General features: G+C 65.3%; 7 protein-coding genes. All 7 read right to left on the reverse strand.

All coding sequences use genetic code 11. The annotated features are described in order from the left end of the window. The coding region (locus Q0602_RS00415) for a GNAT family N-acetyltransferase (RefSeq protein ID WP_298837282.1) at positions 1-1834 on the reverse strand (1834 nt) is incomplete at its 3' end. A gap of 52 nt (positions 1835-1886) precedes the next feature. Continuing rightward, entirely contained in the window at positions 1887-3209 is a 1323-nt protein-coding gene (locus tag Q0602_RS00420; protein ID WP_298837286.1) for a lysine N(6)-hydroxylase/L-ornithine N(5)-oxygenase family protein, read from the reverse strand. Next, positions 3203-4786, reverse strand: coding sequence for an aspartate aminotransferase family protein (locus Q0602_RS00425; protein ID WP_298837289.1), 1584 nt, complete (start codon positions 4784-4786; stop codon positions 3203-3205). Before Q0602_RS00425 ends, Q0602_RS00420 begins: the two co-directional genes overlap by 7 nt. A 441-nt stretch (positions 4787-5227) precedes the next feature. Next, positions 5228-7363: a TonB-dependent siderophore receptor gene (locus Q0602_RS00430; RefSeq protein WP_298837292.1), complete on the reverse strand. Its 2136-nt coding sequence runs from the start codon at positions 7361-7363 to the stop codon at positions 5228-5230. Between the two features lie 198 nt (positions 7364-7561). Then, the gene (gene lpxO, locus Q0602_RS00435) at positions 7562-8458 is read right to left on the reverse strand and encodes a lipid A hydroxylase LpxO (RefSeq protein ID WP_298837295.1); all 897 of its coding nucleotides are present in this window, start codon (positions 8456-8458) and stop codon (positions 7562-7564) included. Between the two features lie 67 nt (positions 8459-8525). Beyond that, entirely contained in the window at positions 8526-9272 is a 747-nt protein-coding gene (locus Q0602_RS00440) for a 4'-phosphopantetheinyl transferase (RefSeq protein ID WP_298837300.1), read from the reverse strand. Between the two features lie 3 nt (positions 9273-9275). Further along, positions 9276-9884, reverse strand: a complete 609-nt coding sequence (locus Q0602_RS00445) for a hypothetical protein (protein ID WP_298837303.1) — start codon at positions 9882-9884, stop codon at positions 9276-9278. Between the last annotated feature and the right edge of the window lie 139 nt (positions 9885-10023).

Consider the following 10023-nt stretch of genomic DNA (forward strand, 5'->3'; position numbering starts at 1 on the left):
TGGGCGCGATGCGAATATAGGGGCTCTCCCGCCACAGGCACGCCAGCATCTTCTGATACGGACTTTGCTTGTCGGTAGCGGCCTCGAAACCGGCGTGGTGATAGCCCAGCGTGGCGACTTCACGCAGTACGCTGAACCCCTGCGCCTGCAGTTCCGGGTCGCTTGCGACCAGGTCCTCGACCCAGGTATTGATGGCCGGCGTGCCGCGCATGTAGTGGGGCGACAGCCCGCGCATGAAGCCCATGTTGAGGATCGACAGCGCGAACTTGACGTAGCGACGCTGGGGCCGTGAGACGTTGAACCAGGTCCGGATCGACTGCTGGGCGCGGTAATCGTCGTCCGCCTCGCCGAGCAGCACCAGGCGCTGCTCGGCCACTTCGCCGGCGAAGGTGATCGCCAGCTTGTGGCGCCACTGCCACGGGTGGACCGGCATCAACAGGTAGTCATCGGGATCGAGCCCGAGCCCCCGCAGCCGGTCGGCGAAACGCTCCCGTACCGAGGCGTCCAGCTCCTCGGCGAACAGGGTCTCGGCATCGAGGCCCTCGATGGCGCTGTACTCCGTGCAGTGGCGCGCGGCGGCCAGCCACAGCGGACGGATCGCGGCACCGGCTTCCGGCGCGTAGCGGTGATAGTCCTCGATATCGAAGCCGATCCGGCCGCTGTTGGCGACGAAACAGGGGTGACCTTCGCTCATCGCCGTCTCGAGGGTCTGGAAGTCGGCCAGCGCGAGTTCGGCGGCCGGCGGTACGTCGCGACCGAACTTGTAGGTCATGCCGGCCAGGGTGCTGGCGATCTCCTCCAGGTAGGTGGGCAGGTTGTCGGGATCGATGCCCAGGCGCGCCCGGCACTCGAGCAGGAACTGCGCCACGTCCAGCGGTTGGGAGGCGCCGTCGCGCGTCTTGGCCAGCGTGTCCTTGTCGATCCACCAGTGATCCAGCGCCATCCGGCGCGCGCGGAACCGGTAGCGAATGCCGTCGCTATCGGTGGCGAGGGCGTAGTCGGCCCAGCCGTTGGCGTCGATCTCGGTTTCCGATACCGGCTGCAGCAATCGCTCGTGGGCGAACTCGCTGATCGCCTTGCACAACAGGTCGCGATTGGCGTGGTGCCAGCGATCGGGCCGCAGGTGTGCGCTGGCCTCGCCGGTGGCGGTGTCGCGGCGCCGCGAGGCGTGCAGCGACTCGAATCGCTCGCGGGTGCAGAAGCCCAGGCGGGCGGTCTTCTCCGCCAGCCGGATCTCACCCGCGTAGACGAATCCCGCCCGGCGGTTGAGCGGGTGGATCCTGTCGTTGGTGACGTCTGGCTCGACGACGATGCGGCGCGTCCCCGGATCGCTGAACAGGAAGGCCACGATGGTATCGATCACGGCCTGACTGAAGCCGTGGATCGGCGCGGCCGCCGGCGCTTTCGGCGCGATCAGGAAGTGCATGCCGCGGTCGCCGGGCTGGACGGCGTACTGCTCGCCGACCGGATCCTGGCGGGGGTCGTAGCACTCGACCAGAAACGCCGGCTGGCCGTCATGGAGGCCGATGAACGCCTGGGCGCCGTCGCTCTGCTGCATGTCCCGGTAGAAGGCGGCGACCTGATCCCGGCTGTCGCCGTTCATTCCCCAGAAACGGGCGCGGTCGCTGCTGACCCAGTCGAACACGAGCGCGAGATCCCGATCCAGCGCGAGGGGGCGAAGGGCGAGGGTGCCGATGCCCGGCCAGTCGCGACGGAAGCGAACCTCGGGCGAATAGAGGCTGCTGGGCGACGAGGCCTTCGTCTCGAGGTCGCTCACGCTGCCCGTGGCGTCGTCCATCCTGGCGGCGGGCAGCCGGCTCTGCGGTAGATTCATGCGTCTCTCTCCTGACGGCAAACGGAAATGGCGAACTGGCGCGCGACAGCGGTCATGCCGTGGCTCGCTGCGGCTGGAACACGCGGTCGTCGGGTGCGCCAAAGTCCTGGAAAGTGAAGCCGCGCTCCACGGGATAGACCTCGCGGCCGGCGAGTTCGCGGATGATGCAGGCGTTGCGGTAGCACGCCATGCCGAGGTCGGGGGCGACCAGGCCGTGGGTATGCAGCTCGGCGTTCTGGACGAAAATATCGTCGTCGGTGCCGATGCCGTAGTAACGGCTGACCGCATAGCGTCCGGCGCCGTCGCGGCGGATCCGCTCCTCGATCGGGGCGAGGAAGGCGGGTGTCTGCGCCGCGTAGCCGGTGGCCAGGATCACGCCCTCCGTCTGGTGTTCGAAGCGTCGGTCCTGCTCGGTGTGGGTGAAGGTCAGGTCGAAGCGGCGATGGGCCGCATCGAAGCGGCAGCTCTCGAGCTGGGCACAGGTCAGCAGGTGGGTATCCACCTTGCCCTGCAGGCTCTTGGTGTAGAGGCGGTCGTAGATGGTGTTGATGAGCTCGAGATTGATGCCCTTGTAGAGCCCCTTCTGCTGGCGCATCAGCTCGTCCCGGGTCGCCTCGGGCAGGGCGTGGAAATAGTCGATGTAATCCGGCGAGGTCATCTCGAGCGTCAGCTTGCCGTACTCCAGCGGGAAGAAGCGCGGCGAGCGGGTGACCCAGCTCAGGGTATAGCCGTGGGTGTCGATCTCCTCGAGCAGGTCGAGATAGATCTCGGCGGCGCTCTGGCCGCTGCCGACGATCGTGATCGCCGACTTCGCCTGCAGCGCGGCCTTGTGATCGAGATAGCGGGAGGAGTGCACCACGCGCTCCGCCACCGGCTGGCAGCACGTCGGAATCATCGGCTCGTTGCCGGTGCCCAGCACCAGCCGGCGGGCGCGGTAGATGCGATTCTCGTTCTTTCGAGTATCCCGGCAGCGGATGCGATAGCACTGCTCGGCGTCGTCGTAGGTGATGCTCTGGACATCGCGATTGAAGCGCAGCGACTCGAGCTGCGTGGTGACCCACTGGCAGTACCGGTTGTACTCGCTGCGCAGCAGGAAGAAGTCCTCGCGGATGTAGAAGTTGTAGAGTCGCCCCTGGGATTTCAGATAGTTGAGAAAACTGAAACGGCTGGTCGGGTCGGCCAGGGTGACCAGGTCGGCCATGAAGGGCGTCTGCAGGGTGGCGTCCTCGAGCAGCAGCCCGGGGTGCCAGTCGAAGCTCGGACGGCGCTCGAGGAACAGGCCGTCGAGATCGTCGATGGGATCGGTCAGGCAGGCGAGACCGAGGTTGAACGGCCCCAGGCCGACGCCGATGAAGTCGTAGATGCGGCTCAGCATGATGACTGGCTCCAGACGGGGGATGGACGAGCGGACGACGATGCCAGGGACGCTGCCAGCGATTCGCCGATCCGGGCGATCTCCGCGACCAGCGCCACCAGCTCCTCGAGGCGGGTCATGGGGTTGAGCAGCGTGAACTTGAGATGGAAGCGACCGTCGACCCGGGTGCCGGCGACGACCGCCTCGCCACGTCGCGACAGCGTCTGGCGGATCTGCTGATTGAGCGTGTCGAGATCGCCGTCGTCGTCCACGCCGTCGGGGCGGTAACGGAAGACCAGCGTGCTCAACGCCGGCGGCAGCAACACCTCGATGTCGTCCCGCTGCCGCATGGCCCGGTAGGCCTGCTGCGCCAGTTCGATCACCTGGTCGAGATGGTCGCCCAGGCGCTCGGCGCCCAGCGTGCGCAGGGTCATCCACAGCTTCAGGGCGTCGAAGCGCCGGGTCGTCTGCAGGCTCTTGTTGACCAGGTCCGGGGTACCTCCCTCGGCCTGGTCGCGGGGATTGAGATAGTCGGCGTGGTAGGTGACGTGGCGCAGCTGGCGGCGATCGCGAACCAGGCAGGCGCTGCAGCTCACCGGCTGGAAGAAGGTCTTGTGGTAATCGATGCTGACCGAGTCCGCCTGCTCGATCCCGGCGAGCCAGTGACGGTGTCGGCGGGAGAGCAGCAGCCCGCCGCCGTAGGCCGCATCCACATGCAGCCAGATGCCGCGCTGGCGGCAGAGTTCGGCCATGGTGGGGATCGGGTCGATGCTGCCGAAGTCGGTGGTGCCCGCGGTGGCGACGATCGCGAACGGGATCAGCCCCGCTTCGTCGCACGCCTTCAGCGCCGTCTGCAGCGCGGCGATATCCATGCGCTTGCTGGCATCACTCGGCACGGCGATCACGGCGTCATAGCCGAGACCCAGCAGCGCGGCCGCCTTCTGCACGCTGAAGTGGCTGACCTCGGAGGTGAGGATGCGTAGCTGGCGGAAGTTCGGGGGGAGCCCGTGATGGCGATTGCCGGCGTGTCCGGGCATCGCTTCGCAGGCGCTGTCGCGGGCGATGCTCAACGCCATCAGGTTGGACTGGGTGCCGCCGCTGGTGAACACGCCGTCGGCATCCTCGCCGAGCCCGACCCGGGCGGCGGTCCAGTCGATCAGTTTCTGTTCGATCAGGGTCGCGCCGGCGCTCTGGTCCCAGGTCTCCACCGCCGTGTTGAGCGGCGTGGCGATCGCCTCGGCCAGGATCGATGGCAGCGTGATCGGGCAGTTGAGATGCGCGACGTAGCGCGGGTGGTGGAAATACACGGCGTGATCGAGATAGAGCCGCTGCAGCTCCTCGAGGCTGGCCTCGAGATCGTCTAGCGGTCGGTCGAGGTCGATCGCTTGGAAGGCGGGCTGCAGCTCGTGGGGCTCGATGCCGCTGCAGGGATTCCGGGCGCGGGTCAGGGTGTGCCGAACCAGCTCGACGCAGCGCTGCATGCCGCTGCGGTAGGCGTCCAGCGACTGCTCGTTGAACAGGGCCGGCGGGTCGTTCCGGCCGTCGGGCCGGGCGCGTGGTGGCACAATGGCGGGAGCAAGCTCCGTGTCATATCGCATGGCAGATCCTCCTGATTGCCTCTCTTCGGGCGCCTGGGCCGATGGCCGGAATCGCCGAGATGACGTTCCATCGGACAAAGGCGCGGCCTACGCGACGCCGTGGGCGCGCGTCGATGAACCTCGAGTGCGGTGATGCGTACTTGATGGCCCGGTGGCGTTGCCGCCAGAGACTGCCGGGCCGGATTATCGCGTGGCGAGTCGAGACGGGAAGGCGTCCTTGCCTCCCGGTTCGCCTGGCGGGCGCTACGCTTTGTCTGAAAAATGTCTGCGCTTAACCATACGGTGTTAAAAATCGGCTCAAAATGCTCATTTACACCCCGTAAACTCCGCTTTTTCGCCGATTTTTGCCTTGTCTGGCTATCGCTCGCCGATTTTTCAGACAGAGCTTAGCCAGGCGCCCGCGTGGTCGAATGGTCTGTGTGGGGTTTCCTCCCGGTGAGATCAGAACTGATAGGAAACGGTCGCGGTGACGTTACGCTCCGCGCCGAAGTAGCAGTACTCGAGCGAGTTGCACGACGCCACGTACTCCTTGTCGAGCAGATTGCCAACGTTGACCCGGGCGCTGACCCCTTGCAGACCGACCTGGCTCAGGTCATAACCCACCGCGGCATCCACCAGGGTGTAGTCGGGCACCGTTTCGGTGTTGGCGCGATCGGCATAGACATCCGCGTAGTAGCGCACGCCCAGGCCGGCATCGAGCCCGTCGAGCGCACCGCGATCAAAGGCGTAGTGCCCCCACAGGCTGGCCTGGTGGCGCGGCGCATAGATGGCGTAGTTGCCGTCCTCTTCCGGGTCGTCGCTCTTGGTGTAGCGAATGTCGGTATAGCTGTAGCCGGCCTGCAGGCGGAAGTTGTCGGTCAGCCAGGTGCGGGCCTGCAGCTCGACGCCCTGGGAACGGATCTCGCCCACGGAGCGATAGGGGTCGCTGGGCTGCTCCTTGGTGGCCACGTTCTCCTGATTGATCCGGAACAGCGACAAGGTATAGAGATCGCGGCTTCCTGGGGGCTGGTACTTGAGTCCGGTCTCCCACTGCTCACCCTCCATGGGTTCCAGCAGATCGCCCTCCGCATCGACGAAACTGGTCGGCGTGAAGGCGGTGTTGTAGCTCAGGTAGGGCGCGAGGCCATTGTCGAACAGGTAGAGCGCGCCGACACGACCACTGAACTGGGTGTCGTCGAGTTTGCTTTCGCTATCGGTGAGATGGTTCTTGTTCTTGATATCGACCCAGTCGTAGCGGCCACCCAGGGTGAGGCGCCACTGATCGATCGCCATCTGATCCTGCAGGTAGATCCCGGTCTGGCTGAGTTCATGACGCTCGTCCGCGGTCGTGTAGATACCCGGCGCTTCGGGGTCCGCACCATAGCTGGGGTTGAAGGCATCGAGGCTGGGGAAGGAACCGTAGGTCCAGGTGACGTCATTCTTGCGCTTCTGATAATCCACGCCGACCAGCACGGTGTGGTCGATGAACCCGCTCTCGAGCTTCGCTTCCACCTGGTTGTCGACGGTCCACGCCTGCAGTGACTCGCGTCCGCCGGAGTAGTAGCGGTTGAGTTCGTTGGAGTCCGGCGACACCCAGCCGAAGCCGTAGACCTGGTTCAGCTCGACGTCCGAGTTCAGGTAGCGCAGTTTCTGACGACCGGTGACGTTGTCGCTGAAGCGATGCTCGAGGTTGTAGCCGAACATGCGCTGGGTGCGCTCGTACTTGTCGTAGTCGGCCTCGCCGTCGAAGAAGTTGTTGCTGATATGGCGGCCGTTGTGGCGACTTACGGCGCCTTCGTAGGGTACGCCGGAGTGATAGCCGCCCTCTGGATCCTTCTGCAGGTAGGCCATCAGGGTGATGCTGGTGTCGTCGGTGGCGTCCCAGGTGATCGAGGGCGCGATGGCGTAGCGCTCCTCCTCGACATGATCGAACTGGGTGTCCGACTTGCTGCCGATGCCAACCAGGCGATAGGCGACGCGACGCTCGTCGTCCAGCGGGCCGGAGAAGTCGAACGCTGCGCTGCGCTGGCTATTGGTGCCGGTGCTGAAACGGAGCTCGTTGCGGTTCTCGAACAGCGGCTTCTTACTGGTCAAGGCCACGAGGCCACCGGGAGACGAGCGCCCGTAGAGCACCGAGGCCGGCCCCTTGACGATCTCGACGTTATCCAGGAACCACGGATCGATCACCATCGAGCTGTAGCCGTTGGCGTCGCCCATCACCTTGAGCCCGTCGAGATAGGTGTTGCTCAGGCTGCCGTCGGAGAACCCCCGCATGACCAGATAGTCGTAACGATTGGAGGCGCCGACCTGGTTGGTATAGACCCCCGGCGTGTACTGCGCTGCTTCGCGCACCGTGCGCACGCCGCGTTCGTCCATCTCGGCGCGGTCGACGTTGGATACGGTCTGCGGCGTCTCGACGATGGGCGTCTCGGTCTTGGTCGCGGCCGACTGCCCGGTCACCGTGACGGTATCGAGGTTGGCGGTTTCAGCCGACGCCGTGGTGGCGACGGTGTTGTCGCCCGTCTGCTGGGCCCAGACGGGAAACGACAGGCAGGCGCAGGCCAGTGCACTTGCCGGATAGCGCAGAACGTAATGCATGAACGACAGACTCCCCTTGAATGAAAATCGTTCTTATCCATGGATGTTGCCAATAAGAAGACGTAGGGGAGTCCGGTTTCTGAACCGCAATGACAATTATTTTCAAAAAAGAGAAGAACGATACGGTGAGGGCGGCGAGTGCCGGACGATCCGGGGAAGAGGGAAGAGGGAAGGGCCGGCGCGTGCCGGCCCGGCCGATCACCAGGCGATGATGGCGATGATCACGATGGCGAACAGTGCCCACTTGATGGCGTAGTACAGTGACTTGTTGCGCTTCTTGAGCGCCTTGCCCTGGCGCCGCACCGCGTAGATGTACTTGAAGGCGCGATTCAACCCGCCGGTGCGGTCGTTGTCGTCGTTGGGCGAGCTGGCGGCGGCCATCACGGTACGCCCGAAGAAGTGGTTGAGACTGCGGGCCCAGCCATATTTCATCGGACGCTCGATGTCGCAGAACAGGATGATGCGGTTCTGTTCGGAGCCGTTCTCGGCGCGGTGCAGGTAGGTCTCGTCGAACATCACGGCCTCGCCGTCGCGCCAGCTGTACTTCTCGCCATCGACATCGATGTAGCAGCGATCGTCGTTGGGCGTGATCAGGCCCAGGTGATAGCGCAGGGAGCCGGCGTACGGGTCCCGGTGCAGGGTCAGATGACTGCCCGCCGGCAGCTCGGCGAACATCGCGGCCTTGACGTTGGGAATGCCTGCCAGCAACTGCGTGGTCCGCGGGCAGAGCTGCTCGGCCGAGGCGTGGCTCTCGCCGTACCACTTCAGGTAGAAGCGCTTCCAGCCGCGGCGGAAGAAGGAGTTGAAACCGGCGTCGTCGTAGCGGGAAGAGGCCTTGATGTGGTCCTGCAGCGCCATCGCCTCGTCGCGGATCGTCTCCCAGTTGCCGGTCAGGCGTTCGAGCTCCGGGTAGTTCCGCAGGTCGTGGTAGGGGCGATCCTTGTCTCGCCCGAACAGCGTCATCAGCGCATTGATCGGCGACATGAAGGTCGAGTGATCGGAGAGCTGGCGCAACGGCTTGTGACGCACGCGCCCGCGATAGTGCGTATAGAGCACACTGGCGACGAAAAGCAGTATCAGTATCCACTTGATCATGGGATCGGGTTCCGCTGGCGAGCCGATCGCACGGGCGATCGCGCTTCAGTGAAATTAGTTTGGTCGCTCACGATTCTCGCGAGATCGCGATCAGCGTCAAGAGATAGTCGTCGATTTTCGCCACCTGCCCGGTCAACCGGGCACCGGCCCGCCACCCCGGCGACAGTGTCTCCAGCAGTTCGATCGCGACGGTTCCTTCGTCGGCGTTCCAGGCGGTCACTTGGGCATGGGGAAAGTAGAAGCGCCGACGCACCAGCGGGTAGAGCGCCTTGAACAGGCTCTCCTTGAGCGAGAACGCCACGGTGAGGAACTCTCCCTGTCGCTCACCGGGCAGGTCGTCGAACCAGGCGCGTTCCGATGCCACCAGGATCTGTGGCGCCAGACGTCGCGCGCGGTCACCGGTCATCTCCACCTCGGCGTCCAGGCCGATGCCGCGACACGCTTCCTGCCCGGCGACCACCGCCGCCGCCAGCCCCCGGCTGTGGGTGATCGAGCCGACGGTACCCGCTGGCCAGCGGGGGAGCCGCTCGGGATCCTGCGCCGGCGTCGCCGGTGAACCTGTCAGCTCGGCGAGCGCGTGGCGGGCGCTCAGGCGGCCGGCCAGGAACTCGGCCCGACGCTTGGCCGCTGCCGTCGCCAGGCGATCCGGCAGCGAAAGGTGCCAGCTATCGAGATCGGCTTCGCACAGCACACCGGTATCGAAACGCAGGGCACTAAATCTCGCCCAGGGCCAAGCCTCCCGCCAGGGCCACTCGCTCAGTGGCGAGTGGCACCCCGGCGGCAGTGCAGTGACGGCGGCTTCGAATCCAGACATCGCTCAGCGATCGACCAGCACGGCATCCAGCTCGACCGGCACCTCGTCGCCAATCTGCTGGTATCCCATCAACGAGAGAATCGAACGCACGGTCTGGTTCTTCATCAGTTCCCTGCCATCCAGCGACACCGGTTCGGCATTGCGGACGCGCACGACGTCGTCCGCCTCACGGGTGAACCGCACCGGCAGCTTCTCCTGACGCTGTTCGCCGTTGGCGTCCGTGCGCAGCGTCAGTATCTCGACCGTCGACTGGCCGACGGCCAGCGAGTTGATCCGCTCCGGCGGCAGGTGAGTGACGACCGTCACCAGGGTGGTGTTGGTGAGCGAGGACATCCATGGCGGCAGATCGCCGAGGCGATCCAGCACGTCGGTCTGGTTGAGCCGAATGGGCAGCTTCAGCGTGCCGTCCGCGCTGATCTGGCCCTCCATGCGGCGCAGGGCGTGCTTGTGGGTGATCGACTCGCCCCCACTGGTGATCTCGGTCACCGTGGCCGTGACGCGGGACTGATCGGGATCGAGCTGCCACGCCGCCTGGGCCAGGCCGCAGGACAGGGCCAGCCCGGCGGCCAGGCCGATACCCATGACGCGGCGAATGATCGGTTTCGGTGACATCGTGTCCTCCCTGGACATTCATGGCCTTCAATAGCGGCTGGCCTGTGCCGACCGCTTTGGTTATCATACGGCTCCCGCGTTTCAGGGCCTATAGCTCAGTTGGTTAGAGCAGGGGACTCATAATCCCTTGGTCGTAGGT

Origin of the sequence: uncultured Salinicola sp. (genome assembly GCF_937921195.1) — a bacterium.
Taxonomy (GTDB): Bacteria; Pseudomonadota; Gammaproteobacteria; order Pseudomonadales; family Halomonadaceae; genus Salinicola.